At 73.4% G+C, this 25,385-nt stretch carries 24 protein-coding genes and 1 pseudogene; 15 read left to right on the top strand and 10 right to left on the bottom strand.

Annotated features, from left to right (window positions below; translation table 11 throughout):
- Positions 1-106 precede the first annotated feature (106 nt).
- Complete coding sequence (locus tag ACIPXC_RS23500; RefSeq protein WP_401621480.1) at positions 107-892, top strand: hypothetical protein; 786 nt, start codon at positions 107-109, stop codon at positions 890-892.
- A gap of 136 nt (positions 893-1,028) precedes the next feature.
- Here the strand turns inward: ACIPXC_RS23500 and ACIPXC_RS23495 are convergent, their stop codons facing one another.
- Positions 1,029-1,688 (bottom strand): GntR family transcriptional regulator, encoded by a 660-nt coding sequence (locus tag ACIPXC_RS23495; RefSeq protein ID WP_401621477.1) that lies wholly within the window; start codon positions 1,686-1,688, stop codon positions 1,029-1,031.
- A gap of 129 nt (positions 1,689-1,817) precedes the next feature.
- On the opposite strand from ACIPXC_RS23495, the gene ACIPXC_RS23490 reads away from it, so the two are divergent.
- Together ACIPXC_RS23490 and ACIPXC_RS23485 are read left to right on the top strand one after the other, a co-directional pair.
- The gene (locus ACIPXC_RS23490) at positions 1,818-2,678 is read left to right on the top strand and encodes a (2Fe-2S)-binding protein (protein WP_401621474.1); all 861 of its coding nucleotides are present in this window, start codon (positions 1,818-1,820) and stop codon (positions 2,676-2,678) included.
- A gap of 248 nt (positions 2,679-2,926) precedes the next feature.
- Positions 2,927-3,985, top strand: a complete 1,059-nt coding sequence (locus tag ACIPXC_RS23485) for a DUF2637 domain-containing protein (RefSeq protein ID WP_401621472.1) — start codon at positions 2,927-2,929, stop codon at positions 3,983-3,985.
- Between the two features lie 39 nt (positions 3,986-4,024).
- Here ACIPXC_RS23485 and ACIPXC_RS23480 read toward each other — a convergent pair whose 3' ends face one another.
- From ACIPXC_RS23480 to ACIPXC_RS23470, 3 genes and pseudogenes are all read right to left on the bottom strand, one after another.
- On the bottom strand, positions 4,025-4,447 hold the full coding sequence (locus ACIPXC_RS23480; protein WP_401621642.1) for an ATP-binding protein: 423 nt from the start codon (positions 4,445-4,447) through the stop codon (positions 4,025-4,027).
- 226 nt (positions 4,448-4,673) lie between these two features.
- A pseudogene (locus ACIPXC_RS23475) lies at positions 4,674-5,290 on the bottom strand (thiamine pyrophosphate-dependent enzyme); the annotation flags it as partial.
- Between the two features lie 130 nt (positions 5,291-5,420).
- Positions 5,421-7,343: a protein phosphatase 2C domain-containing protein gene (locus tag ACIPXC_RS23470; RefSeq protein ID WP_401621469.1), complete on the bottom strand. Its 1,923-nt coding sequence runs from the start codon at positions 7,341-7,343 to the stop codon at positions 5,421-5,423.
- Between the two features lie 374 nt (positions 7,344-7,717).
- On the opposite strand from ACIPXC_RS23470, the gene ACIPXC_RS23465 reads away from it, so the two are divergent.
- The 3 genes from ACIPXC_RS23465 (at position 7,718) to ACIPXC_RS23455 (ending at position 9,525) form a co-directional block, all read left to right on the top strand.
- Positions 7,718-8,695: a helix-turn-helix domain-containing protein gene (locus ACIPXC_RS23465; RefSeq protein ID WP_401621639.1), complete on the top strand. Its 978-nt coding sequence runs from the start codon at positions 7,718-7,720 to the stop codon at positions 8,693-8,695.
- A 90-nt stretch (positions 8,696-8,785) separates the two neighbouring features.
- The gene (locus ACIPXC_RS23460) at positions 8,786-8,911 is read left to right on the top strand and encodes a hypothetical protein (protein ID WP_401621467.1); all 126 of its coding nucleotides are present in this window, start codon (positions 8,786-8,788) and stop codon (positions 8,909-8,911) included.
- Positions 8,908-9,525: a GNAT family N-acetyltransferase gene (locus ACIPXC_RS23455; RefSeq protein ID WP_401621465.1), complete on the top strand. Its 618-nt coding sequence runs from the start codon at positions 8,908-8,910 to the stop codon at positions 9,523-9,525. The genes ACIPXC_RS23460 and ACIPXC_RS23455 overlap by 4 nt, the downstream gene beginning before the upstream one ends.
- Before the next feature lie 613 nt (positions 9,526-10,138).
- Here ACIPXC_RS23455 and rsgA read toward each other — a convergent pair.
- Both rsgA and leuE read right to left on the bottom strand, forming a co-directional pair.
- Complete coding sequence (gene rsgA / locus ACIPXC_RS23450; protein ID WP_401621463.1) at positions 10,139-11,305, bottom strand: ribosome small subunit-dependent GTPase A; 1,167 nt, start codon at positions 11,303-11,305, stop codon at positions 10,139-10,141.
- A gap of 340 nt (positions 11,306-11,645) precedes the next feature.
- Positions 11,646-12,317: a leucine efflux protein LeuE gene (leuE, locus tag ACIPXC_RS23445; protein WP_401621636.1), complete on the bottom strand. Its 672-nt coding sequence runs from the start codon at positions 12,315-12,317 to the stop codon at positions 11,646-11,648.
- Between the two features lie 497 nt (positions 12,318-12,814).
- On the opposite strand from leuE, the gene ACIPXC_RS23440 reads away from it, so the two are divergent.
- The 5 genes from ACIPXC_RS23440 (at position 12,815) to ACIPXC_RS23420 (ending at position 16,179) form a co-directional block, all read left to right on the top strand.
- Positions 12,815-13,423, top strand: coding sequence for an RNA polymerase sigma factor (locus tag ACIPXC_RS23440; RefSeq protein ID WP_401621460.1), 609 nt, complete (start codon positions 12,815-12,817; stop codon positions 13,421-13,423).
- Complete coding sequence (locus tag ACIPXC_RS23435) at positions 13,420-14,349, top strand: hypothetical protein (RefSeq protein ID WP_401621457.1); 930 nt, start codon at positions 13,420-13,422, stop codon at positions 14,347-14,349. The genes ACIPXC_RS23440 and ACIPXC_RS23435 overlap by 4 nt, the downstream gene beginning before the upstream one ends.
- A 119-nt stretch (positions 14,350-14,468) precedes the next feature.
- A complete protein-coding gene (locus tag ACIPXC_RS23430) occupies positions 14,469-14,723 on the top strand; it encodes a hypothetical protein (RefSeq protein WP_401621455.1) in 255 nt (84 codons plus the stop codon).
- Positions 14,724-14,915: 192 nt separating this feature from the next.
- The gene (locus ACIPXC_RS23425) at positions 14,916-15,125 is read left to right on the top strand and encodes a hypothetical protein (RefSeq protein ID WP_401621452.1); all 210 of its coding nucleotides are present in this window, start codon (positions 14,916-14,918) and stop codon (positions 15,123-15,125) included.
- Positions 15,126-15,570: 445 nt separating this feature from the next.
- Complete coding sequence (locus tag ACIPXC_RS23420; protein WP_401621449.1) at positions 15,571-16,179, top strand: hypothetical protein; 609 nt, start codon at positions 15,571-15,573, stop codon at positions 16,177-16,179.
- A gap of 527 nt (positions 16,180-16,706) precedes the next feature.
- Here the strand turns inward: ACIPXC_RS23420 and ACIPXC_RS23415 are convergent.
- Both ACIPXC_RS23415 and ACIPXC_RS23410 read right to left on the bottom strand, forming a co-directional pair.
- A complete protein-coding gene (locus ACIPXC_RS23415) occupies positions 16,707-17,249 on the bottom strand; it encodes a GNAT family N-acetyltransferase (RefSeq protein WP_401621446.1) in 543 nt (180 codons plus the stop codon).
- Positions 17,250-17,284: 35 nt separating this feature from the next.
- Positions 17,285-18,502, bottom strand: coding sequence for a cytochrome P450 (locus tag ACIPXC_RS23410; protein ID WP_401621443.1), 1,218 nt, complete (start codon positions 18,500-18,502; stop codon positions 17,285-17,287).
- Between the two features lie 230 nt (positions 18,503-18,732).
- On the opposite strand from ACIPXC_RS23410, the gene ACIPXC_RS23405 reads away from it, so the two are divergent.
- On the top strand, positions 18,733-19,134 hold the full coding sequence (locus ACIPXC_RS23405) for a VOC family protein (RefSeq protein ID WP_401621440.1): 402 nt from the start codon (positions 18,733-18,735) through the stop codon (positions 19,132-19,134).
- On the opposite strand, the gene ACIPXC_RS23400 is transcribed toward ACIPXC_RS23405, so the two are convergent.
- Positions 19,065-19,799 (bottom strand): helix-turn-helix domain-containing protein, encoded by a 735-nt coding sequence (locus ACIPXC_RS23400; protein ID WP_401621437.1) that lies wholly within the window; start codon positions 19,797-19,799, stop codon positions 19,065-19,067. The two genes, ACIPXC_RS23405 and ACIPXC_RS23400, sit on opposite strands and share 70 nt — an antisense overlap.
- Before the next feature lie 184 nt (positions 19,800-19,983).
- Positions 19,984-21,099 carry a YihY/virulence factor BrkB family protein gene (locus ACIPXC_RS23395; protein WP_401621434.1) on the bottom strand — a complete coding sequence of 372 codons (1,116 nt, stop codon included), beginning with the start codon at positions 21,097-21,099 and terminating at the stop codon, positions 19,984-19,986.
- A gap of 17 nt (positions 21,100-21,116) precedes the next feature.
- Here ACIPXC_RS23395 and ACIPXC_RS23390 point away from each other — a divergent pair, with 17 nt between their 5' ends.
- The 3 genes from ACIPXC_RS23390 to ACIPXC_RS23380 all read left to right on the top strand — a co-directional run bounded on the left by ACIPXC_RS23390 (position 21,117) and on the right by ACIPXC_RS23380 (position 24,968).
- Positions 21,117-22,760 carry an acyl-CoA dehydrogenase family protein gene (locus ACIPXC_RS23390; protein WP_401621432.1) on the top strand — a complete coding sequence of 548 codons (1,644 nt, stop codon included), beginning with the start codon at positions 21,117-21,119 and terminating at the stop codon, positions 22,758-22,760.
- Positions 22,761-23,136: 376 nt separating this feature from the next.
- Complete coding sequence (locus ACIPXC_RS23385) at positions 23,137-24,399, top strand: GAF domain-containing protein (protein ID WP_401621633.1); 1,263 nt, start codon at positions 23,137-23,139, stop codon at positions 24,397-24,399.
- A gap of 5 nt (positions 24,400-24,404) precedes the next feature.
- Positions 24,405-24,968, top strand: coding sequence for a GNAT family N-acetyltransferase (locus tag ACIPXC_RS23380; protein ID WP_401621429.1), 564 nt, complete (start codon positions 24,405-24,407; stop codon positions 24,966-24,968).
- Positions 24,969-25,385 lie beyond the last annotated feature (417 nt).

Here is a 25,385-nt window from a genome sequence, read left to right as displayed (position 1 = left end):
TTTGTGAAAGAGTTCACCCGACCCCTTGGCCGGAGCCGCCGATCCGTGCTCTCATTTCGCCCCAGGGCTCAACGATGTGCTGCTTGATTGCTTCGGGGAGGGCAATGTGGCGGATACCGCCATGTCGGGTGCCGGTTCCACCGGGGGAGACGACCCCCTCCAGCGGGCGATATGGCGGCTGCGCTCGCGCGGCTGTTGGACCGACGCGGCGGCACTGCTGACGCCCCACGCCGGCCGGGCCGGTCAGGCCACCGCCGCGGTGCAGCGGACCGCGCTGCTGGTCGAGCGGTGTCTGTTCACGGGCCAGGGCTGGGCCGAGGCCGAGGACGCGCTGCGCGTCGCCGAGGCGGTCGCCCAGGACGACGACGACCGGGGCGCGGCGGCATGCGAACGGGGCCAGCTGGCCTACGCCGCGACCGTACTGGGCGTACGCGACCGGGCCGACGAGGCCCGCTCCGCGCTGGGCCGGGCCGCGGCCCTGCTGTCACCGGGCTCCCGGACCCGTCCGCTGCTGGACTTCCGCAGGGGCCTGGTGGCCGAGCACCTCGCGGACGCCCCGCAGTCGGCGCGGCCCGCGTACCACCGGGCGCACGCGGGCGCGGAGGCGCACGGGGACACCCTGCTGCTGTCGTTCACCTTCCGGCACCTGGCCGCGCTGGCCCTGCGGGACGGCGAGGTGGCGGAGGCCCGCAAGGGCTTCGCGGAGTCGCTGCGGATCCGGGAGGACCTGGGCTTCCTGATCGGCACCGCCCCGGCGCTCGCGGCACTGGCCGAGGCCGAGCCGGAGCCGGAGGCGACCCGGCTGCGCGCGGAGGCCCGTCGGCTGTTCCATCTCCTGGGCGGCATCCCCACCTGGCTGGCGGACCAGCTCCACCCGGCACCTGCCGTGTAGCAGGCCGACCCGGCGCTTCACCGACCGACCCGACCTGCGCCGCGGGCATCCGCACGGCGTTCCGTGCCGTACGGCGTTCCGTGCCGCACGGCGTTCCGTGCCCGCGCCCCGAAAGCCGGCGCGGCTCCCGGAAGGGTCAGGAGCCGGCGAAGTGTTCGCGGACCAGGGCCTCGACCACCGTGAGGTCCCGCGCGATCAGCGCTTCCAGCAGCGCCGAGTGCTCCGCCGCATCGGCGACGAGATCGGCCCGCCGGACCCGCGGAGCGCCCGGCAGCGGCCACTGGGCGCGCCGGTGGAGTTCCTCCGCCACCTGGACCAGCTGGTCGTTGCCGGCCAGCCGCAGTACCGCCCGGTGGAAGGCCCGGTCGGCCTCCGCGTAGCCCGGCAGGTCGCCCGCGGCGGCCGCCTCGGCGGTGGCCGCGGCGGCCGGGCGCAGGGCCTGCCAGGAGGCCTCGGGCACGGTGCGGGCCAGTCGCAGCATGACGGGGACTTCGAGCAGTGCCCGGACCTCGGCCAGCTCGGCGCGTTCCCGCGGGGTGCGTGACAGGACGCGGAAGCCCCGGTTCGGGAGGCATTCCACCGCTCCCTCGACGGCCAGCTGCTGCATCGCCTCGCGCACGGGGGTCGCGGAGACGCCGAAGCGCTCCCCCAGCGCCGGGCCGGAGTAGATCTCCCCGGGCACGAGCTCGCCGTCCACCAGGGCCGCGCGCAGGGCGTCGAGGATCTGCCCGCGCACCGAATGGCGTACTACCTTCCGCTTTTGTGCCGGTACCCGGGCGTGGGCCGTTTCGTGCACTCGGTCCTCCTCCGGGTCGTGACCTGTCCCGAGAATAGGTGACGCGTCGCGGGAGGAGTGGGTGCGGACCGGCGGATATCGAGTAAGGTAAGGCTAACCTGTTAACGATCGTGCGATCGGTGGTCCGTCATGGCCGTCTCGACCCTCCCGGCGCTCGCCCCCGCCCCGCCCGGCTCCGCGGTGGCGGATGCGTACGCCCGGCTGGCCGACGTGTACGGCGGGCTGCGGGTCGTCGAGCGAGCCCCGCACGAACCCTCCCCTCGCGGTGCGGGGTGGGTCGGCGCGGACGAGCTGGCGGCCGGCGGGGCCGCCCTGGACGCCTTCCTCGCCTGGGACAACGCCCAGGTCCTGAGGGACTACGGGACCCAGGCGCGGCCCGACGTGATCGCGGGTTTCGGGCTGCACCGGTACGCGTGGCCCGCCTGCCTGCTGGTCACGCTCCCGTGGTTCCTCCAGCGGCGGGTCCCCCGGCTCCCCGTCGCCGAGGTCGCCTTCCACCGGAACCTCGGCCGGATGGCCATGCGCGTCGAGAGCTTCGCCTGCCTGCCGGACGATCCGGCGTCCGTCCTCCCCGGGGCCCGTGTCGTGCCCGACGAGGAGGCGCTGCGCGCCGAGGTGCGGGCTGCGGTGGCCCAGCACCTCGAACCCGTGCTGGAAGGTTTCGCCCCGCGTATGCGGCGCGGCCGCCGCGCCCTGTGGGGCATGGTGACCGACGAGGTCGTCGAGAGCCTCTGGTACGTCGGGCACCTGCTCGGCGAGGAGCACCGGACGATGGCCGAGCTGGAGGCCCTGCTGCCGGGCTCGACGGCCCCGTACACCGGGGGTGCCGGGTTCCGCGCGCTCACGGGTCCCGACGGTCGTGAACTGCCCACCCGCGACCGGGCCAGCTGCTGCTTCTTCTACACGATCCGCCCGGAGGACACCTGCGTGACCTGTCCGCGCACCTGCGACGCGGACCGCATCACCCGCCTCACGGCGGAAGCCGCCTGACCCCCGGCAGGAACGCCGGCCCGCGGAGCGTTCCGGGCGGCCGGCTCCAAGCCACCCGTAGAGGTGGCAGTATTCGAACGCAACTCTGGCCACACGGGCACCAGTTCGAGATACGACACCCTATCCGGCGTGGCCCGCACCCCGATGGCGTCCACTTGCCCCGAAACCCGCGTGCACGGCGCACCGGCTGCGCCACTATGGCGCCCGGAAAGCCGCACAGCCGCATACGCGAGGCAAGGGACATCCGCATGAGACTGACCGACATATCGCTGGACTGGCTGCTGCCCGGCAGTCTGCTGATCCTGGGCGTACTTGCGGCGGTTGCGGTACTGGCACGGGGCAAGCGCGAGAGCGAGAAGGCCGCGGCCGACGACAGCTGGGAGCGCAGCGAGGAGCGGCGGCGGCGCAAGGAAGCGGTCTACGGGACGGCCTCGTACGTCCTGCTCTTCTGCTGCGCGGCGGTGGCCGCCGCGCTCTCCTTCCACGGGCTGGTCGGCTTCGGCCGGCAGAACCTCAGCCTCTCCGGAGGCTGGGAGTACCTGGTGCCCTTCGGCCTCGACGGCGCCGCCATGTTCTGCTCGGTGCTCGCCGTCCGCGAGGCCAGCCACGGCGACGCGGCCCTCGGGTCGCGCATGCTGGTCTGGCTGTTCGCGGGAGCGGCCGCCTGGTTCAACTGGGTGCACGCCCCGCGAGGTCTGGGCCATGACGGCGCTCCGCAGTTCTTCGCGGGGATGTCGCTCTCGGCAGCCGTCCTCTTCGACCGCGCCCTCAAGCAGACCCGCCGCGCGGCACTGCGCGAACAGGGCCTCATCCCGAGGCCGCTGCCGCAGATCCGGATGGTCCGCTGGCTGCGGGCACCCCGGGAGACCTTCGGCGCATGGTCCCTCATGCTGCTGGAGGGGGTCCGCACCCTCGACGAGGCCGTGGACGAGGTGCGCGAGGACAAGAAGCAGAGGGAGCAGGACCGGCACCGCAGGCGCGACCAGAACCGGCTCGACCGGGCGCGCATCAAGGCACTGGGCCGGCAGAACCGGGCGTTGGGGCGGTCCCGCGGCCGCCAGGTCGAACTCCCGGAGCTGACGCAGGGAGCTGGCTCCGCGCCGGTCGGCGCGGAGCCGGCCATACCGGAACCGGGACAGCTGCCCCTACGCCGCCGGCCCTCCCTGCAGGCCGTCAACCACACCGAATCCACTGACGTGACCGGCACCCGGATGGTGGACCTCACCGCCGAGGACGACACCCAGACCATTCCCCGGCTGGACTCGCTGGAGCGCAAACTCAAGGACCTGGAGCAGCAGTTCGGCTGACGGGTCAGAACAAGGGGACACCCCGCAGGGCCCGCCCGTTCAGGCGGGCCCTGCGGCGTACGGGGCCGGGGCCGGGGCCGGGGCCGGGACGGGACCGTCGCGGCGGCCGTCGAGCTCGAACCACACCACCTTGCCGCCGCCCAGGGCGAGTGCGTCCACACCCCAGTCGTCGGCCAGCGCCTCCACCAGCACGAGTCCCCGGCCGTGCGTACCGTCGTCGGCGGTCGGTACGTACTGCCGGGGACGGCGTGCCGCGTGGTCCCTGACCTCCACCCGTAACCGTGCGGCCGTGAGGCTGACGGACACCTCCGCGCCGCGGTCGGTATGGACGAGGGCGTTCGTGACGAGCTCCGTGATCAGCAGTTCGGCCACGTCGGTGGCCTCGGTCCGGCACCGGTGGCGCATCAGCTCCCTGAGGGCCCGGCGGACGTCGCCCACCGCCTTCAGGTCCGCGCGGCGCACGCTCCGGCTGATCCGCAGCGTCTCCACCGCTCCCCCGACCTCGACGGTGGACGGTTCGCGCGGTACCGGCCCGCCTCTCCTCCACAGCTTCCCCGTCTTCGCCCCCACCCGCACGGCGGTGTCCCTCCCGTGTCCGTTGCTCTCGAACAGGCCTACGGGATGCATGCCCCCGGGGTGGATCCGCACTCCTGCGGGCTTACGGACGGGGCACGTTGCGGAGATCGGATCAAGCCATCCGGATCGTCCGCCCGGCCCTCCGTCGAACGTGACCCCGCTGTCGGACCGTGCGAATCCGGTCACCGTTTCGGCCCGCGTCTTCGGAGGAACCGACAGGGCGCAGGGGTCGGTCACCACGTCCACCAGCGCGGGTCCGCGGTGCCGGCAGGCGCCCTTCGAAGCCCCGCTGAGCTGCCCGGGTTCCTCCGCCCGGACCCTGCGGGCGGCCGTCTCGCGGCGATCGGGGCGAAGTCCGGGTTCGTGCGCTCCGCCCCGCAGGGAGGAAGGCCGGAAACCGGCACCTCCCACTCGACCGTGACGCGGGGCGAGTTGTGGAAGAGGACCACTTCGACGGGGAGGTCGTACTGCACCAGTGTGAGGGAATCTCCCCTCAGCGGGGAGCAACCACCGTCGCCGGACATCGACACCACTTGACGACCGTGATCGGCGAACCGTGCGCCGATGGCGTGCGGGAAGGCGTCGGCCATCGTGGCCGCGGCTGAACGAGCCGACGACGCGCCGCTTGCCGTTCGGGGAACGATAGCGCGCCGCCCACACCTTGCACATGCCCGTGTCGACCGTGAACACCGCCACCCGGTCGGGCAGTTCGCGGCGGGTCGAGGCCACGTCCCGGCCTCCACCCGCGCGGTCGGGGCGCACCGGGTCCCGCGTACGTCGAGCACGGCGCTCCGGGCCGGCGCCGCCGGCCGCTGGGCGTGTTCGGCCCTGCCTCCCACCCGGCCCGTGCCCGGGCCGGTCACGCCTCCCAGACCGCAGCGGCCGTACGGTCGTCGGCGTACCCCTTGAGGCGGAGCTGGGTGTCCGCCAGGAAGGCGGCGAGGCCGGGCGGCTCCGGCTCGGACCAGCGGGCGGCGAGTTCCGCCCGGAGGTCGGCCTCCTCCCGCATCGGCTCCGCCAGGCCGCCCGAACACAGGAGCAGGACGTCCCCCGGTCCTGCCACCGAGGCCCGGAACCGGAAGTCGCCCCCGGGCCCGCCGGCCGTGTCGGCCGGACCTGCGGCGTCCGCTGCCGGGGGCGACGCGGTCCCGGCGGGTTCCAGGTCCTGCCATCGGCCCGAGCGGAGCCGGAAGAGCCCGCCCGCACCAGCACCGAAGGACACCCGGATGCGGCATTCCGGGTCCACCGGCAGCAACAGCCCGCGCAGCCCTGCCGTGTACTCCTCCTCCGCGAGCCCCAGCTCCGCGGCACGGGCCCGCAGGCGCCCGTAGCCGCGGTCGCTGAGCCGCTGGAGGCCGGAGCGCAGGGCGTCGCGGCGCCCGGCCCTGATGTCGTCGGCCAGTCGGCCCTGGCTGCGGCCGACGGCCGCGGCGACCGTGCGGCACAGTTCGGCGGCGGCTTCGGCGGCGCCGGGGGCGGCCCGGTCGCCGCCGGCGAGGGCCACCAGGACCAGGGCGTCGTCGCCGGTGCCGAAGCGGGCGGTGAGCAGGAAGTCCCGGCGCATCTCCCCGCGGTAGCGGGCGGAGTCGCCGCGCAGGGAGGCGGCGCGGAGGGTGTGGCCGCCGTAGCGGGCTCCCTCCAGGACGGTGTCCGGGACCAGCGCGTCGAGGGCGGCCGGGTCGGCGGGCGGGAGCGGGCCCGGTTCGGCGGCGTAGGTGGGGGCGCGGTCTCCGAGGTGGTGCACCTCGGGCCGCGGTTGCGGCGCGGCGGCCTCCGTGGCGGGTGCGCGTACCGGTGCCGGTGCGGAGGTGGGGGCGGGGGCGGGCCGGGACGCCTCCTCGGTGCGGTCCTCCGGGCGCGGCTCCTGTGCCCGCCGGGCGGGCGGCACGTCGACGCCCCCGAGGGCGTAACCGGTGGCGCCGCCGGTCCGCGGATCGCGGGGCTGCGCCCCGTGCCAGGGCGGCGCGGCAGCCGGCGCCGGCCCGAACGGCTCCCCGGCCGACACGCCGAGCGGGGTGCCCTCCGCGGCCGGTGAGGGCGGTGGGGGCGATGGCGGCAGTGGGGGCGGTGGCGGCGGCTGGGACAGCACGTCGGGCGCGCCGGAAGCGTCCGCCTGGGGCACCTGCGGCCCGAACCCCTCACCGGGCGGAACCCCCGCCTCGGCGGGCGGCAGGACAGCCGACTCGGCCGGCTCACCGTGCCGTTCACCGGGCGCCCGCACAGGGGCCGGCCCGAACGGTGTCCCGGCGGGCGGCACGGCCCCGGGCACGGGCGGCGGACCGCTGCCTTCAGCGGGCGACGGCGCCTGCGGCAGCCCGGCCGGGGCGCCGGACGGAGCGTCCGGAGTGGACGCCGGCGGCGGGAAGCCCCGCACGTCGGGCGCGGGCGCTTCCACCATGGGCGGCGCGGCCGGCGGCACGGCCGGAACAGGCGGCGAAAGGTACCCCTCGGCGGGCGACGCGGGCAGCGCGTCGGGGGCCGGGCGCGGCGGCGGGACCGGCCCCGCCGCCGGGGGCCGGGCTGGTTCCCGCCGGACGGCGTCCGGCAGCGGCGGCCGTGCGGGCAGACCGGTGTCCGGCTCGGGGCGCGGGGAAGGCAACGGCCCGCGCCCGGCCTCCCGGACTTCCGGCGGCGTGGGGGACGGCGCCCCGGCCGGGTCCCCCGTGACACCCGCCGCCGACCGGAACCGGTTGTCGAGGGTGTCCCCGGGGTCGGGTGCCGGCCCCGCGTCCGGATCCTCGTAGAGCTTCTGCCACCAGTCGTCCGCGCCCTGCTGACTCATGCCCTCATTCTCGGCTGCCGGTGGGGGCGGAAAACGCCGAATGCACGAAAAGCCACTCCATGGCGGTGATCCATGAGCCGAGGCCGTAGCCCTCGTCGTCGAGGACCGTCCCGCTGGGTGGCGGCGAGGACAGCCGCCGCGGTCGCCCCGATCGCCGTGCGCGATATCGGGCGCATCGCTCTCCCCAGGTGAATTCCGGCCAACTACTGCATTGCACGGCAAAGATGCCGCCCAAATGACCTCCGGCCGACGGATGTTGGTGCTGCGGTGGCGCAACCTTGGCAGAGGGGCGGGGGGTACGGCGATGATGTCGGCGGCGGGTTTGCGCCGTGGCCGCTTCCCGCCAGGCGTTGTGTCGAAAGGTGGTGGACGGGTTGCTGGGTGCCATAGGCCTGGACGAGGGCCAGGAGTCCGCGTACCGCGCTCTGGTGGCGCTGGGCGCGGCCGAGGTCCCCGACCTGGCACACCGGCTGACCCTGCCGGTGCCGCAGACCGAACGGGCCCTGCGCCACCTGGAGCGGCACGGGCTGGCGGCGCAGTCCTCGGCCCGGCCGGGGCGCTGGGTGGCGGCTCCGCCGGGTGTCGCCCTCGGGGCACTCCTGACCCGGCAGCGGCAGGAGCTGGAGCAGGCGGAGCTGGCGGCGGCGCTGCTGGCGGAGGAGTACCGGGCGGAGGCGGCCGAGCCGGCGGTGCACGACCTCGTGGAGGTGGTGCAGGGCGCGAGCGCGGTGGCGCACCGCTTCCACCAGCTCCGGCTGGGCGCGGAGAAGGAGGTGTGCGCGCTGGTCAGCGGCCGACCGCAGGTGCCGACGGGCCCGTACAACGAGGCGGCGGACCGGGCTTCGGTGCGTGGCGTCGACTACCGGGTGGTGATCGAGCGGGAGGCGCTGACCCTGCCGAGCGGGATCCGGGAGGCCTCCTCGGCGCTGGCCCGGGGCGTGCAGGTCAGGGTGACGTCGGAGGTCCCGACGAAGCTGGTGATCGCGGACCGGACCCTCGCCATGGTCCCGCTGACGGCCCGCGGCGCGGAGCCGGCGGCGCTGGTGGTGCACGCGTCCGGGCTGCTGGAGTCGCTGACGGGCCTGTTCGAGGCGGTGTGGCGGGAGTCGATGCCGCTGCGGCTGGGTGCGGCCGGGGCTGCGGAGGAGTCGGGGGGCGTCCCGGACGCCACGGATCTGGAGATCCTGTCGCTGCTGCTGGCGGGCATGACGGACGTGAGCGTGGCCAAGCACCTGGAGCTGGGCCTGCGGACGGTGCAGCGGCGGGTCAAGGGCCTGATGGAGCTGTCGGGGGTGACGACCCGGCTACAGCTGGGCTGGTACGCGTACGAACGCGGCTGGGTGGCCCGGTAGAGCCACCGGTCGGGCACGCCGGGCGGGTGGACGTGCCGCGGCGTTCCTGCTGGTAGCGGCAGGGCGGCTGGTGTCGCCGACGGTGCACGGGTGGCCGCACGGGTTCGGGCGGGCCTGCTCGTCGTCGAACCGGTCGTGCCGCCGCCGGACTTCCGGCCGGCCGACGCCGATGGCAGGGCCCACCCGCCGACCAAGATCACCAAGGGTGCAGAATGACCCGTATGCCCATGACGAACACCCCGAAGACGGCCACGGTCGACGATGCCCGTACGGTCGGCCGCACCCTGGCCGCCGCCTTCGACGACGACCCGATGATGCGCTGGTTCTTCCCCGACGACTCCTCTCGCGGGGCGGGGCTGATCCGCTACTTCACCACGCTGTTCACCCGGCAGTACGTCCACCACGGCGTGTGCGAGCGCACCGACGTCGCGGCCTCCTTCTGGGTGTCGCCGGAGGGCCGGGAGAAGGCCGTGCCCGACGCGGAAACCGTCCGGGAGCTCCAGGCCATCCTCGGCGACCGGGCCGAGCTGTTCCGCGAAGCCGTCGAGGAGGCCGCCAAGCACTCCCCGACCGAGCCCCACTGGTATCTCGCGGTGATCGGCGCCGACCCGGCCGCCCGGGGCCAGGGTCACGGAGCGGCCCTGCTGCGCTCGGGCCTGGCCCAGGCCGACGCGGCGGGCCTGCCGGTCTACCTGGAGTCGTCCAAGCCCGACAACCTGCCCTTCTACGAGCACTTCGGCTTCAGCGTGCTGGGGGAGGCCCGGCTTCCCGGGGGCGGCCCCGTCCTGTGGGCGATGCGCCGCGCTCCGCGCACCCCGGCCGCAGCCTGACACCGCCGCCGCGGCCGGAGGGGTTCTACGGTGAACACCCTCCGGCCCGGCCGGATACGCTCCCGGTCTCCGAGGCGGCGCCACCGCCTCCGCCCGGCCGGGGAGCCGCCGTGGACACGCCCGTACCGGACCCGCCCGTTCCCGGCCCGCCCGCCGAGCCGTCGGACGCCGGCGAGCCGGCCTGCCTGCTCCACCGTTCGGCGTGACCTTCCAGGCCACCGCCCGGCCCCCTCGGACGGTGGCCCGCAGAGGCGGCGCCCGGGGTGCAGGCGGTGGGCCGGGCGACGGTGACGGCCGGGCCGTCGCTGTAGGTCCTGGTCTCCCCCCGGGTGGGGACCGACGGGCCGGCAACGTGCTGGACGGCCCCGGCGTTCGTGGCGAGCCCGAGCGTCAGCACGCCCGCCATGACCGAACACGCGGCCGGACGGCTGCCCGCAGGGGCCGCTCTGGGGCGGTGGACGGTGTCCATGCGTCCTGCACCGGCCCTTGCCGCCACGGCCCGTTCCGCCCGTCACGGCCCGTCCTGCCGCCACGGCCCGCGCGGCAGGCGCCGCCCTCTTCGCGGCGAGGTCCGTCCGCCCCCGGACCGGGGCCCGGGGGCGGACGGCCCGGGTCAGACCCGGCCGCCGCGCTTGGCGGAGTAGTTGGCCCGGCCCTCCGCCAACTTCAGCCGCCAGTCACGGCGGATCTCCGACCGCAGCCGGGCGTCCGTCTTCGCGACGATCCGCTGGTTCTCCCGCAGCAGCTTGCGGTAGCTCTCCAGGCGTCGCTCCGACAGGGCCCCCGATTCCAGCGCGGCGAGCACCGCGCAACCGGGCTCCGCCTCGTGGGCGCAGTCATGGAAGCGGCAGTCGGCGGCGTAGTCCTCGATCTCGGAGAAGACCTGCCCGACCCCCGCCTCCGCGTCGAACAGCCCGACGCCGCGCAGGCCCGGGGTGTCGATGAGGACCCCTCCGCCCGGCAGGACGAGGAGGTTGCGGGTGGTCGTGGTGTGCCGGCCCTTGCCGTCGGTGTCACGGGTGGCCTGGACCTCCATGGCGTCCGCGCCGAGCAGCGCGTTCGCCAGGGTGGACTTGCCCGCGCCGGACACGCCCAGCAGGACGCTCGTACCGTCGGCGACGATCGCGCCGAGGACGTCGGTGCCCTCCCCGGTGTGGGAGGAGACCGTAAGGACCTGGACGCCCGGGGCGGTGGTCTCCACGTCGTGGACCAGGTGACCGAGGGCGACCGGGTCCGCGACCAGGTCCGCCTTGGTGAGGACGACCAGCGGCTGCGCCCCCGACTCCCCGGAGTCCGCCGACGTACGCAGCAGTGCCCCACCGCTCGAACTAGACATCGCGAGCGCGAGGAACCGTTCGATCCGCCCGAGGTCGAGTTCGACCGCGAGCGACACGCAGATGACGATGTGATCGATGTTGGTGGCCAGCACCTGCCCCTCGGACCGCTTGGACGACGTCGACCGCACGAACGCGGTCCGCCGAGGCAGGATCGACCGCGCGTACCGGGGGTCACTGCCCTCGGGGTCGACGACGACCCAGTCCCCCGTGCACACGACCTTCATCGGGTCGCGGGGAACGACGAACTCGGTGTCGGCCCGGATGACGCCGACGGGGGTGGCCACATCGCACTGGCCACGATCGACACGTACGACCCGGCCCGGGACCAGGCCCTGGGCGGCGTACGGAGCGAACTCCGCTTCCCAGCGCTCGTCCCAGCCGTAGGCGGCAAGGACCTGCTGAGCATCGGAAGCGGAAGAGGTGTTGAGCGAAGCGTTGAACAAGGGGGAACCCTTCGAAGGGTGGCCCCGGCGGCGCGCTTCGAGCGCGCGGATCGAGTGGGTGTCAGCCGGAGGCCACAGGGGTGGGAACGATGAACTCCTGAATGCGGGCAGAGCCCGTCACCGTGACAGTCATCAATGTCCTCACCTCCTGCTTCTTCTCGACGAACCGACACCGCCCCATCGGAAGCGGATGAGCAGCAGCCTAGCCCCGCACCGGGGCACGGCACCACCGATTAAATCCGGGGCCCCACGCACCCCGCACCGACCGGGCGGGGATCTCGGCGGCACGAGGCTGAAGCCGTGCGCTGAGGTCGCGAAGCCACCCCCCGATCACCCCCGGTCAGCCTCCGGCGGTGGCGAGTTTGGCCGCGAAGCCCAGGAACAGGGCACCGGCCCCGGCGGTGAGCGCCGCGGACAGACGTTTACGTCGGCGGAACTGGGCCGAGAGGTAGGTGCCGCCGAGGATCAGGGCCGTGATGTAGCAGAGGCTGATCGACTGGTAGACGAGGGCGAGCAGCGCGAAGGACAGCGCGGGATGCGGGTAGGCGGGGTCCACGAACTGGGCGAAGAAGGAGATGAAGAACAAGATCGCCTTCGGGTTCAGCAACGTGATGAGGACGGACCTGCGGAACGGCCGTTCAGTGCCGGTGGCATCCGCCTCGGATCGTACGGCCTCGGATCGTACGGCCGATGAGGCCGCCTCCTTACGGGTCCGCCAGGCCGCCCATGCGCCGCGGAGCATCGCCAGGGCGATCCACCCCAGGTAGCCGGCGCCGACGAAGCGCACCACGGCGAAGGCCACGGGGTTGGCCTTGAGCAGCGATCCGACACCCACAGCGGTCAGCAGCATCAGGATCATCTCGCCGAGGAAGACTCCCGCGGCAGCCCCGTACGCCGTCCTGACCCCACGCCGGACCGCCACCGACAGCGTGTACAGCGAGCTCGGCCCGGGGAAGAGAATGATCAGCAGAGTCCCCAGCGCGTAGGTCGGCAGGTTCGCCACTCCCAGCATCGGCACCACTCCACTGTCTGTCTGTCTGTCTGTCTGTCTGTCCGGCTGTCCGGCTGTCCGGCTGTCCGGCTGTCTGATCGGCCACGGTCACCGCCGATCCGGACACGCTAACAGCACCGGCCTTTCGGGTTCGACGCAATTCGGCGACCTGGAGGATCGAATCCGGGGTCCGAACCGGGCGGACACGGATGTGGCCACGGGGAGGGCGCTTCTCCGGTCGGTGGCGTTCGCGCTGGTCGGCGAAATGCGGCCCGGTGCCGGCCGCTGCACGCATTCCACCCCCGGGAGCGGGGTTCCGGTCCACCGCCCACCTGATCCGTGGCAGCGCGGATGCCCCGGCCGGGACCGGGCAGTGACCTCGGGGCGTAGGGGCAGCGTTTTGCGCGCCCCATACGACCTGGGTGGTGAAGAGGGTCCTGCCGGTTCGTCAGGAGCGTGCGGGGCGAGAAGGCAACCGCGAGCACGGCCGGCGGGCCCGACCGGAGGGGAGGAGGGGCGTGACGCAACGGATCTCACCCGAGTACGTCGACGAAGTGGCCGCGTTCTTCGAGAGGGAGCAGACATCGCTGGTGAGGTACGCGAGGCTGCTGAGCGAAGAAGCCGCCATCGCCGAAGACCTGGCACAGGTGACCTTCATGGAAGCCGCCCGCCAGTGGCGCACGGTACGGGAACTGAACCCCGTCCAGCGGCGCAGGTGGCTCCGGCGGGTGTGCTCGAACAAGTGGATCGATGAAGTCCGGCGTCGCAGCACGTTCCGTCGACTGCGCAGCAGCCTGGCGGTGCCGGAAGTGGACCTGAGACCTGATCCCGCTGTCCGGGTCGAGGCGCGGAGCGCCCTGGAGGCCGCACAGTCGGCAATGGAGCACCTGCCGCATCAACGCCGGGCCATCGCCCTCCTGTACTGGGTTGCCGACTACTCGACCAAGGAGATATCCGAGCACCTCGACATCGCGCAGTCAGGGGTACGCAAACAGCTAGCGCTGGCCGGCCGGGAGATCCGTTCGGCGGCGGAACCGTACGTCCGTGTGCCCATGCCCCAGGAATGCCTCTACCCCGTCGCCCAGGAGCAACCGGCAGGACCCGTCACCGCGGAGGAGGGCGGATGAAGGAGAACAACAGCGACAGGTTCGACGACGACTCGGCCGGAATCTCACTGGCCGGCCTCATACGCCAGGCGGACGCGCTGGTCCCTGCCCCCATGGAAACCGATCTCCGACGTCGAAAGGAGCAACTGATCGCATGGATGACCGCCGACGTCGACCCCGCCACGGAGACCGGCTCGGACGGGCACCTCGGCGTCCCCGTGAGCACGCAGGATCCGGGCACGGACGCGGACCCGGCGCCACCCATCCCTTCCGCAGGGCGAGCCGGCGAACAGTGCCCGCCCACCACGCCGGAGCAGCCCCCGCAGGAACACTCCCGGCAGGAGCCGGAGGTGTTCCGCATCCAGCCGGTCCGCCGGCCGCCCACCCACGGTCCTCGGCAGACCGGCCGCCGGTCCTGGGTCGCACAAGCGACGTGGCACATCTCGGCTGCCGCCGCAGCGGCAACCGCCGGTCTGCTGCTGGCCCTCGGCGGTACATCAACCCCTGACCCCGGCAGCACCCGCGCCAACACTCGGCCCAGCGTCGTGACCTCACCACCTCACACGAAATCCCAGGGGCTCACTGCGTACCCCACACCAGCCGGACACTGGATCGTCCAGCTGGCCTCCGTACCCAAGAACGACGGCGAGCCCGCACGAGACCAAACCCTCGCAGCCATCCGGGAGAAGGTACCCACGGCCCGAGTCCTCGACAGCGACCGGTACGCCTCGCTGCGCCCCGGCTACTGGGTCGTCTACGAACCCGGCCCCTACGCCACCGGCGCCGATGCGGTCGCCTTCTGCCACCAAGCCGGTCTGACCAGCAGAAACGACTGCCGCGGAAGGTATCTGTCGTCCCGCGCCGCGGACTCCGCCCTCGTGTGCGAACCGGACGCCGCCAAGCAGCCGAAGGTCTGCCGAAACGAAGCGGAACAGGAGGAGAACTGACCAGGGCCTACCGGGGCCGACCGGGGCCTACCGGGGCCTACCGGGGCGAGGCCGACCTGCTTCATGGGGAGCCGGCCCCCTCTCATCCCATCCGGTGCATCTGAACGGAGGCCGTCACTGTGCTTTCCACCCTCATCCTGGGAACCCTCGTCGTCGTGGCTGTCCTGGCGGGAGCCCTGGCCACAGCCTGGCTGACGTACCGCCATCCGACCATGCGTCACCCCATTCAGGCAGCCGCGACGTTCACCATGCTCGCCGTGACGGCCATGGGCATCCTGGTCGCCACCGCCCAGTACCAACAGGGCCCTCACCGCCCGCCCCCCGTCCCCAGCCACCCCCTCCCGGCAGTCTCCCCTGCGGCACCCCGCCCATAGCCACAGGAGCAGCGCGGCAGACGTCCACGAACGCGGGCACCGGGGCGGGCCACACCGCGCCGGCTGCCCGAGTGGATCACCCAGCCGATGCCGTTCGCGGCGCGCTCACCTCCTCCCCTCCTACGTAAGCCCTTGACTCGTATCCGGCGCCTGCAACAGACTCGACCTGCTTGCTGATCTTCACTGGGGGGTGTGGACGGTTTGATCGTCTTCTATATGTGTCTCGGACTGCCGGTCGCCGCACTGGTTGCGTTTCTCCTCTGGAGCGACAGGGCCACACGGACCAAGAACCTTGAGGGGCTACAGATAGAGGAGCAGGTCCGCCAACAGGCCCGCTTCGACAGGTTGTCACCTGCGCGCAGGCTCTACACCCCGGCGGGTGAACCCAAGCACCGCCGCTGACCCGGGCAGCCGTCCGACGGCGTCGACCAGCCGGACCGGTCGTCGGCGGCCGGGCAGGTCGGCGGAGGCGCCGCCGCCTCGATCCGCGCCCGCAGTTGGTGGCCTTGCGACGGAGCGGGCACACGGGCGAAGGACCGGACATGCCCCGTGAGTGCTTCCGGTGCGGGGTAGTTCGCCAGTACGGCCCAGTCGGGCGTGGCGGCATCAGGCACGCGCCTGCGCCCTGGTAGACACGCGGCATGGCTGTTCGTGTCGTCGTCGTGTGGTGCAGGGCCCGGTCGGGCTCTCCCCGTGTCGCGACGGCGGTTCTCGCAACGATCGGCGCCGGCGTTACCGGGGTCGGGCCTTCCGGTGCCGTGGTGCGATGCGGGGACGAGCGCGTGCGATGAGTGGTGCAGGAGGGGGCGAGCGGGCTTCGCGTTCCACGAGGTTCAGCGTTGTCCATTTGTGGATCACCACGCTCACAGGCCTGGTCGCCCTGGGGATCTCGCTGTACAACTTCGCGGTGCTCCAGGGCGCTCCGGACGTCGACGTCGCGCTCCCCCGCCTGGTGAGGATCGAGCCGCGCGCGCCGGGCGACGCGGTCCACCTGTTCCTCCAGCCGACGCTGTCGATTCGCCGCAAGAGCGAAAGCATCGAGGTCGTCACCGATGCGCAGCTCGGGCTACGGCCGGCCGAACCCACCACCCCGCGACCGGAGTTCTACTGGCTGGATTTCGGAAACTACGTCTACGACTTCGAAGCCAACAGCGACCACTGGGAAAAGAGCGGCGACCCCACCCCGATCCTGGTCGGCCAGGAAAGGCCAAGCCTTTCTACCTTCAACTTCAACGCGGACAGATGGAGCTTCCGGCCCGGGAGGTACGCAGGATCGCTGGTCCTGCGCCGCTCGGGTGGCCCTCCCCTGACGGCGAAGTTCTGCCTTCTCGTTTCTGATGACGACGTGAGGAGATTCAAGGAGAGCCCGGAGCGCACCGCCTTCACGTTTCGCAATGACGTACCCGGCACCTCGGCCGTCACTCGGAACCCCGGCTGCTACTCCTCGGTCCTTTGACACCACGCGAGCGGGAGCGCCGGAACGACCGGAGGCCGGGGGGCGGAGGGGCGATCAGCCAGTGGCGGTGCCTGGTGGCCTCGCTTCCGAAGCGGGCCAGGTCCGTGATCATCCCGTCGACGCGCTCCCGCTCGTGCCGGAGTCGGGCGACGAGCTGTCCGGTGGCCCTGGTACGGACCTCCGTCCGCGTTCGGCGCGCAGGGCCGGAACTCCGCGGCCCCACAACGGACCGGCTCGCCAGGTCCTGGCCTCGGGGCCGACGACCGCGCGACACACGGCGCGCTTCGAGCAGGCCTCCTGGCTCGGACAGGCGTGCGACGCACCGTACACCGCGGACCGCGACGTCAGTCCCCGGACGTCCGGCAGGGTCCCACCGCGGGCTCGCGTCCACCGCGGTGGACGACCTCGTACATCCACCCCACCCCGAACGCGTCGCCGCGGCTCCCCACCGCTCGGCGGGAACGGCCCCACCGCGGCCCCACCGCGGCAAGCACGCTCGTGTCGGGGCCACTTCGTGTTCCGCGCCGTCAGCCGGCGGCTGCGGCGAGCCGCCGGGCCAGCACCTGTCCCGGCCAGTCCCCGGACAGGGGGAGGTCCGTCGGGACGAAGCCGTTGCGCTCGTAGAACGCGACCAGTTCACCCCCGCCGCCCGCCCAGCAGTCGACGCGCAGGAGGCCGACACCGGCCCGACGGGTCTCCTCGGCGGCGTGCTCCAGCAGTGCCGCCCCGATGCCCCGGCCGGCGTGCCGCCGGTCGGAGACCAGCAGCCGCACGTACCGCTCGGGTTCCCCTGCCGGTGCGATCGGCAGTTGCGGACTCGGCCCGGAGTCCAGCACCAGCGCTCCGACGGGCACCCCCTCCCACTCCGCGACGTAGGGGGTGTTCTCGGTCGTGTACCGCTCGACGCGTTCGGCCCCGCCGGGCCGCTGCGAGTACGGCGTCGTGCCCCACTGCTCGGTGTTGCCGCGGGCGTTCATCCAGGCCACGGCGGAGTCGAGCATGTCCAGCAGCGCCGGTGCGTCCGCCGGGCCGCCCGGGCGGATCCGTATCGCGTGTGCGGTGTCGTTCACGCCGGAAGCCTATGCGGAGCCGGCCTCGCGCCGCCTCATCCGAAGCGGACCGGCAGGTACTTGATGCCGTTGATGAAGTCCGAGCGCAGTCGGCGGACCTCGCCGGTGAGCGCGACGTCCGGGTGCCGGCACACCAGTGCACGGATCAGCGCCTTGATCTGGGTACGGGCCAGCCCCGCGCCCAGGCAGAAGTGGGGGCCACCGCCACCGAAGGCGAGGTGCTCGTTGGGCGTGCGGCGGATGTCGAAGGTGAAGGGGTCGCCGAAGACCTCCTCGTCCCGGTTGGCGGAGGTGTAGTAGGTCACCACTTTCTGGCCGGCGGCGATGTACCGCCCGCGCAGCACGGTGTCACGGGTGGCGGTGCGCCGGAAGTTGTGGATCGAGCCGCCCCAGCGCAGGAACTCCTCGGTGGCCGAGTTCCACAGCAGTTCGTCGTGCGGGGCGGCGGCCAGTTCGGCCCGGGCGACGGGGTGTTCGACCAGGGCCAGCAGCGTGTGGGACAGCAGGTTGCGGGTGGTCTCGTTGCCCGCGACGCACAGCAGCACGAAGAACATGTTGATCTCGTGCTGACTGAGCCGGTCCCCGTCCACCTCGGCGTGCACGAGCGTCGACAGGATGTCCTCGCGGGGGCGGGCCCGTCGCTCGCCGGCCAGAGCGTCGCAGTAGGCGTAGATCTCGGCGGCGGCGAGGTCGCTGTCCTGCTTGCCGGCCGAGAGTTCCGGGTCCTGGCCGCCGGCCATCCGGTTGCTCCACTCGAAGACGAGCCGCTCGTCCCCGGGCGGTACGCCGACCATCTCGCAGATGGTCTGGATCGGGAGCCGGGCGGCCACCTCGGCCACGAAGTCCATGTCCCGGCCGGGGGCGACGGCCGTCTCCACCAGGGCGGCGGCCCGCTCGCCGATCCTGGCCGCAAGACGGCGCACCACCCTTGGGGTGAAGCCCGCGCTGACCAGGGCGCGGTAACGGGAGTGGCGCGGGGCGTCCATACCGAGCAGGACCAGCCGGAGGGATTCCAGGGACTCCGGGCTCTGGTCCCGGATCATGAAGGAGCCGAGCTCCGTGGACCACAGCTCGGGATCGCGGCTGACGGCCTTGACGTCGGCGTGCCGGGTGACGGCGTAGAAACCGTCGTGGCCGCCCGGGACCTCGTGCCAGTGCACCGGGTCCTCCTTGCGCAGCCGGGTGAGCTGGGCGTGCGGGACCTCGCGGGCCCAGGTGTCTTCCAGGAGGTCGATCTCACCGGTGGGGATCACGGTCCACCACTTCCCTTCGGGGTCGGGTTCCGGCGGGGCGGCACGGGGCGGCTCCCGCAACCGCGTCGGCCTCCCGATACAAACTGCGACTTGATCTGACACATCGTCAATCCTTGTGCACGGGCCGGCCCGTCACCCCGATCCCCGCACCCCGATCCCCGCCCGCCGCACCCCGCACGATGTCCGTTTCGTTCAAGACCGGCCCGGCCCGGCGCGCCTAGCCTGCCGGCATGACTCCACGACTCGACATGATCGGCATGGTCGTCTCCGACATGGCCGCCTCGCTCGCCTTCTACCGCCGCCTCGGTCTGGACGTCCCGGCCGACGCCGACGGCCTCCCCCACGTCGAGGCCACACTGCCGGGCGGGCTGCGGATCGGCTGGGACACCGAGGAGACCGTCCGCTCCTTCGACCCCTCCTGGGCCCCGCCCAGCGGCGACGGACGCCGCGACCTGGCCTTCCTGTGCGACTCCCCCGCCGAGGTGGACGCCCTGTACGACGACCTGACCCGCGCGGGGTACCGCGGCCATCTGAAGCCCTGGGACGCCTTCTGGGGCCAGCGCTACGCCGTGGTCCTCGACCCCGACGGCTGCGGTGTCTCCCTCTTCGCCCCGGCGGCTCCCCCCGCGTAGGCGGTCAGCGTGGTCCCGGCCAGAGCGCGCACCTCGCGGGCGAGGTGCGCCTGGTCGGCGAATCCCGCCGCGTACGCCACATCGGCGTACGGCCGGCCACGGTCGACCAGGGCCAGCGCCCGGCGCAGCCGCAGGATACGGCCGAGCGTGCGCGGCCCGTACCCGAAGGCGTGCAGGGAGCGCCGGTGCAGTTGCCGTTCCCCGAGGCCTGCCGCGGCCGCGATCGACGCCACCGTCCGTCCGGCCCGGAGCCCGGCGACGACCTCCGCGGCGAGGGGATCGGGCGGCCCGGTCCGCGCCGCCCGCGCCCGGGCCAGCGCTTCGAGCCCGGCGCGCGGGTCCGCGTACCCCGCCACCAGCCCGGTGAGGCGGCGCACCTCGCGGGCGGACCACAGGTCGGCGAGCCCGACGCGCAGGTCCCGCAGGGCGTGCGCCGGTACGCCGAGCAGCGCGGGCGCGGTGCCGGGCGCGAGCCGGATCCCGGAAACGGCCCCGGCGCGGACCTCCCCGGCGGGATGCGGCCCGATGTCGGGCCCGGCCACCAGGAGCCGCCCGTCGGCCCAGAGGAGGTCCATGCACCCGTCGGGCAGCACCACCCCGCCGCCGCCCTCGGTGTGCCACAGCACGGCCCCGGGGATGCAGGCCGACGGCGTCTCCTCGTACACGCCCCCAGGCTACGCCCGGCCCTCCCCCGCGATCGTTCGACGGATCGGGGGGAGCCGCGGCATGGCCGAAAGGGCCGGGACACCGGATCCCGGACGGATCGCGCCGATGCCGGGTTGCGCCAATGCCGGATTGCGTCGATGCCGGATTGCGTCGATGCCGCGGGAGTCGCCGCACCCCCGGCGGTCAGTGCTTGCGCAGGCGTGAGGAGTAGTCCTCCGGCGGCAGGAACTTCGACCAGCGCTCGGGGAACTCCGACGGCATGCCCTCGTCCTCGTCGTCCTCCGACTCGCCCTCCGCCATCGCCCGCCACGCGGCCGCCCGCGCGATCAGCTGCGCGGCCTCCACCTCCCGGGCCCGCTCGTTCGCCTCGCGCGCCGCCGCCGTCGCCACCGACGGCCAGACGCGGTCGATCGCGGCGTTGACGGCCGCCCCGACGAGCACCGCGAAGGCCGAGATGCCGATCCAGAGCAGGACGGCGACGGGCGCGGCCAGGGAGCCGTAGATGGTCGGCCCCTCCACCGTGTTGGTGAGGTAGATCCGCAGCAGGAACGAGCCGAGCACCCACATCGCCAGGGCCACCAGCGCACCCGGCACGTCCTCGATCCACGGCGAGCGCACCGGCACGGACACGTGGTACAGGGTGGTCAGGAAGGCGATGGACAGCAGGGTCACGGTCGGCCAGTACAGGACGGCGATCACCTCGGTGCCCCACGGCACCAGCCGGACGACGGCATCCGGCCCCACCACCATCAGCGGCAGCACGATCGCCCCGATCAGCAGGGCGATGACGTACAGCAGGAAGGCGAGCAGCCGGGTCTTGACGATGCCGCGCTGCCCGTCGAGCCCGTACATGACGGTGATGGTGTCGATGAAGACGTTGACGGCCCGGGATCCCGACCACAGCGCGAAGGCGAAACCGAGCGAGATCAGGTCGGGTCTGCCACTGCGGGTGACGTCGTCCAGCAGGGGTCTGGCGATGTCGTTGACGCCGCGGTCGGACAGGACCGTGCCGACCGCGCGCAGGATGTTCTCCTCGATGCTCTCGACGGTCCGGGTGTCCGTCCACCCGTCGACGTAGCCCAGCAGGCCCAGCAGGCCCAGGAAGAGCGGGGGCAGCGAGAGCAGCGTGAAGAACGCCGCCTCGGCCGCGAGCCCGAGGATCCGGTACTCGATGCACGAGTTGACGGTGTCCTTCAGCAGCAGCCAGCCCATTTTCCGCTTCGAGACGTTGCGGTAGAGGGCGCGGGCCCGGTGGAGCCGTCCTGGGATCCGCTCGGGTGTTTCTTTTGCTGGCTGCACGTCCTTACGGTATCCGCATGGCAGCCACCACCCACACAGTCAGCAACCAGGCCCCGCCCCTGGTCGGCCACGACGTCTACGGCGGCGACCGGGCCCTGAGCGAGGGCGTCGAGCGTCACCTGGCGTCCGCGGATCCCGAACTCCTCGGCGAGACAAGGGAGGAGCTCACGGACCTCGGACGCGCGGCCGGTTCCGCGCAGGCCCAGGAATGGGGCGCGCAGGCGAACGACAACCCTCCGAAACTGCGCACGCACGACCGGTACGGGAACCGGATCGACGAGGTGGAATTCCACCCTGCGTGGCACCGGCTGCTCGGACACGCCGTGGGCGCCGGGCTCACCGACGCCTGGGGGCGGCCCGCCGGGCACCTGCGGCGCGCCGCCGGCTTCTTCCTGTGGTCGCAGGCCGAGGCGGGCCACGGCTGCCCGATCTCGATGACGCACGCGGCCGTGCCGGCCCTGCGGGCCGATCCGTCGATCGCCGCCGAATGGGAGCCGCGGCTGACCTCGCACGTGTACGAGCAGGGACTGCGGCCGGCGGCGCAGAAGGCCGGCGTGCTCTTCGGCATGGGGATGACCGAGAAGCAGGGCGGCAGCGACGTACGGGCCAACACGACGACCGCCGTGCCGCTGGACGCGTCCGGCGAGTACCTGCTGACCGGGCACAAGTGGTTCTGCTCGGCACCGATGTGCGACGGCTTCCTCGTGCTGGCGCAGGCTCCGGGCGGGCTGACGTGCTTCCTGGTGCCGCGGGTGCTGGAGGACGGGACGCGCAACGTCTTCGCGATCCAGCGGCTGAAGGACAAGCTGGGCAACAGGTCGAACGCGTCGAGCGAGGTCGAGTTCGACGGGACCTGGGCGCGGCGGGTCGGCGAGGAGGGCCGCGGGGTGCGGACCATCATCGAGATGGTCGCGGCGACCCGGCTGGACTGCGTCATCGGCTCGGCCGCGCTGATGCGGCAGTCGCTGACGCAGGCCGTGCACCATGCGGAGCACCGCTCTGCATTCGGGGCGCTGCTCATCGACCAGCCGCTCATGCGCAACGTGCTCGCGGACCTCGCCCTGGAGTCGGAGGCCGCCACCACCCTGACGCTGCGCCTGGCCGCCGCCTACGATGCCGGGACCGAGCAGGAGAGGGCCTTCCTGCGCCTCGCCGTGCCCGCCGCCAAGTACTGGGTGACCAAGCGCTGTACGCCGATGGTGGCCGAGGCTCTGGAGTGTCTGGGGGGCAACGGCTACGTCGAGGAGTCCGGACTGCCGAGACTGCTGCGGGAATCCCCGCTGAACTCCATCTGGGAAGGCTCCGGGAACGTCCAGGCCCTGGACGTACTGCGCGCCCTCCAGCGCGAGCCTCAGGCACTGAACGCCTTCCTCCAGGAGGTCGGCCTGGCCCGTGGTGCGGACCACCGGCTGGATTCGGCCATCAAGGACCTGCTGACGGACCTCGCCGATCTGGAGGGCATCGAGGCGCGGGCCCGCCGGGTCGTGGAGCGCATGGCCCTGGTGCTGCAGGGATCGCTGCTGGTCCGGTGGGCTCCGCCGGAGGTCGCGGACGCCTTCTGCGCCTCACGGCTGGGCGGTGACTGGGGTACGGCCTTCGGCACGCTGCCGCACAGCCTGGACCTGCGCGCGGTCGTGGAACGGGCGCGGATCGCAGGCTAGGAGGGAGCCCCCGTCGGGCTCCCCTGCGGTCCCCAAACCGCACCGAGCCGGGATCCGGGCCCGTCGACCGGGACAGAGGTGGCGCCGCGCCGACTCGGCACCACCTCTGATCCGGAGCCCCGAGGAGGAGCTGTCACGCCGCTCGGGCGACGTCCGGACATTTTCGGTCGGACGACCGGGACTTGGCGAGAGTTGCATACCGTTGCAACCCTTGGGTCGGCTGCCGCCCGTCGGGAGCGCCGGGGAAGCGGCCGCCCAGGACGGCCCGGGCAGCTGCGGACCGCCGGGCGGCCGGCGTCGCACGTCCTGTTCGCACGGGGAGGTTCCGGTGGCCGACACCACAGGCATCACGGTCGATGTGGCACGCATCTCGGCCATGCACCCGCACGAGGCCACGCGTCTGCTCAAGGGGGTGCGCGCGGCCGCACTGGCGGGCGACCGCCCGCCGGCCGCACCCCGGCCCGAGATCGCGGAGTCCTGGCGCCGGATGCTGGCCGGCGGCGTGCACCCGGACCGGGACGCACGCTCACGGATGCTGTCGGCGGCCGAGACGGAGGAGCGGCGCCACGACTCCCCGCTGCGGGAGGTCCTTCCCGTACTGCGGGAGGGGCTGCTGCCCGCGCTTGACGGGGCGCTGCACATCATGGTCGTCGCGGACGCGGACGGGCGGCTGCTGTGGCGGGAGGGGCACAGTTCGATCCTGCGCAAGGCGGACCGGCTCGGCTTCGCGGTCGGGGCGGACTGGGACGAGGCCGTGGTCGGCACGAACGGGGTGGGGACGGCCCTGGTGGCACGGCGGCCGGTGCAGGTGTTCTCGGCGGAGCACTTCGTCTCCAGCCACCACGAGTGGACCTGCGCGGGGGCGCCGGTACGGGACCCGCGGGACGGGCGACTGCTGGGCGTGGTGGACGTCAGCGGACCCCTGGCCACCATGCACCCGGCGACGCTGGCGTGGGTGAGTTCGGTGGCCCGGCTCGCGGAGCGGGAGCTGCGGATCCGGCACCTGGAGTCGCTGGAGCGGCTGCGCGCGGTGGCGGCCCCGCTGCTGGCCCGGCTGCCGGGGCGGGCGGTGGCCGTGGACCCGCACGGGTGGACGGCCGCGGTGACGGGCCTGGCCCCGGTGAACCGGATCCCGCTGCCGCAGGACTTCACGCCGGGCCGGGTGTGGGTGCCCCAGCTCGGCGACTGCGTGGCGGAGCCGCTGCCCGGCGGCTGGCTGCTGCGGATCGCGCAGGAGCGTACGGGTGCGGCGGTGACCCGGGTCGTGGTGGACCTCAGCCGGGCGGGTTCGTGGTCGGCGACGGTGTACGGGTCGTCCGGGAGCTGGTCGCAGGAGCTGAGCCCGCGCCACGCGGAGCTGCTGTTCCTGCTGGCGGAGAGTCCGCGGGGGCGGTCGGCGGCCGAGCTGTCCGCGGAGGTGTTCGGTGACCCGACCCGCACCGTGACGGTCCGGGCGGAGCTGTCGCGCGTACGCCGGCACCTGGCGGGCGTCCTGGCCCACCGGCCGTACCGCTTCGCGGACGACGTGGAGGTGGAACTGATCCGCCCCGAGGACCCGGCCGCGCTGCTGCCGCACTCCACCGCCCCGGCGGTGGTCCGGGCCCGCCTGGGCCGGACGGGGCCCGGCATGATTCCCTGAGCTGCATGAGCACCATCACACTCACCACCTGGTCCCTGGAGATGACCTCTCCGGCGGACCTCGTCCCGGCTGCCGCGACGGGCCCGGAGATATCGATCGTGCGGTCGGAGGTCCCCTCCCCCGAGTTCAGCCGCTTCCTCTACGCCTCCGTGGGCGGCGACATCCACTGGACGGACCGGCTGTCCCTGACCCGCGCGCAGTGGGTGGAGCAGCTCGACCGGCCGGGCGTGGAGACGTGGGTGGCGTACGACCGCGGCACGCCGGCGGGGTACGTGGAGCTCGACCCGCAGGACGACGGCGTGGTGGAGATCATGTACTTCGGTCTGCTCCCGGACTTCCGCGGGCGCCGCATCGGCGGGCACCTGCTGTCCGTGGGCGTCGAGCGGGCCTGGGACCTGGCGTCGCGCTGGCCGGAGCGCGAGCCGACCCGCCGGGTGTGGGTCCACACCTGCAGCCAGGACGGCCCGACGGCGATAGCGAACTACCAGCGGCGGGGCTTCAAGGTCTTCAAGACGGAGACGGAGCAGAAGGAAGAGACCCCGACCCCGGGCCCCTGGCCCGGAGCGTAACGCCTCCGGCGCGGCCTGCCGATCCGGGGCGCTGCCCCTGCCCTCCGTCTGCGGTCCGGTGGCCAGACCGCCCCAGCTACCGCTGGGGGGTGCCCCCTGGCGGGGCTGGGTTTGGCCGCCTGGGCGGGGTCGGGGGGTGCCCGCCTGGGCGAGGTCGGGGGGTGCCCGCCTGGCGGAGCTGGGGTGTGGCCGCCTGGGCGGAGTCGGGAGGTGCCCGCCTGGGCTGGGTCGGGAGGTGCCCGCCTGAGCGGAGTCGGGAGGTGCCGGCCTGGGCGGGGTCGGGGTTTGGCCGCCTGGGCGGGGTCGGGGCGGGGGGGTGGGGGCGCGGGGCCGCCGGGGGGTGTCTCCTCGGCTCGGCGAGCGCGGCCTCGTCCCGGCCGCCGGTCGGCGGTCCCGCCTCGTCCTGCGGGGACCCCC

The sequence above is a fragment of the Streptomyces sp. NPDC090021 genome (assembly GCF_044748225.1).
Classification (GTDB): domain Bacteria; phylum Actinomycetota; class Actinomycetes; order Streptomycetales; family Streptomycetaceae; genus Streptomyces.
This window is presented reverse-complemented; position numbering and strand designations above follow the sequence as displayed.

Bases quoted from the DNA above. Each gene is read 5' to 3' on its own strand.
- ACIPXC_RS23490 (WP_401621474.1), top strand. From the start codon at position 1,818: ATGGCCGTCTCGACCCTCCCGGCGCTCGCCCCCGCCCCGCCCGGCTCC.
- ACIPXC_RS23485 (WP_401621472.1), top strand. From the start codon at position 2,927: ATGAGACTGACCGACATATCGCTGGACTGGCTGCTGCCCGGCAGTCTG.
- ACIPXC_RS23470 (WP_401621469.1), bottom strand. From the start codon at position 7,343: ATGAGTCAGCAGGGCGCGGACGACTGGTGGCAGAAGCTCTACGAGGAT.
- ACIPXC_RS23455 (WP_401621465.1), top strand. From the start codon at position 8,908: ATGACCCGTATGCCCATGACGAACACCCCGAAGACGGCCACGGTCGAC.
- leuE (WP_401621636.1), bottom strand. From the start codon at position 12,317: ATGCTGGGAGTGGCGAACCTGCCGACCTACGCGCTGGGGACTCTGCTG.
- ACIPXC_RS23435 (WP_401621457.1), top strand. From the start codon at position 13,420: ATGAAGGAGAACAACAGCGACAGGTTCGACGACGACTCGGCCGGAATC.
- ACIPXC_RS23405 (WP_401621440.1), top strand. From the start codon at position 18,733: ATGACTCCACGACTCGACATGATCGGCATGGTCGTCTCCGACATGGCC.
- ACIPXC_RS23390 (WP_401621432.1), top strand. From the start codon at position 21,117: ATGGCAGCCACCACCCACACAGTCAGCAACCAGGCCCCGCCCCTGGTC.
- ACIPXC_RS23385 (WP_401621633.1), top strand. From the start codon at position 23,137: ATGCACCCGCACGAGGCCACGCGTCTGCTCAAGGGGGTGCGCGCGGCC.
- ACIPXC_RS23380 (WP_401621429.1), top strand. From the start codon at position 24,405: ATGAGCACCATCACACTCACCACCTGGTCCCTGGAGATGACCTCTCCG.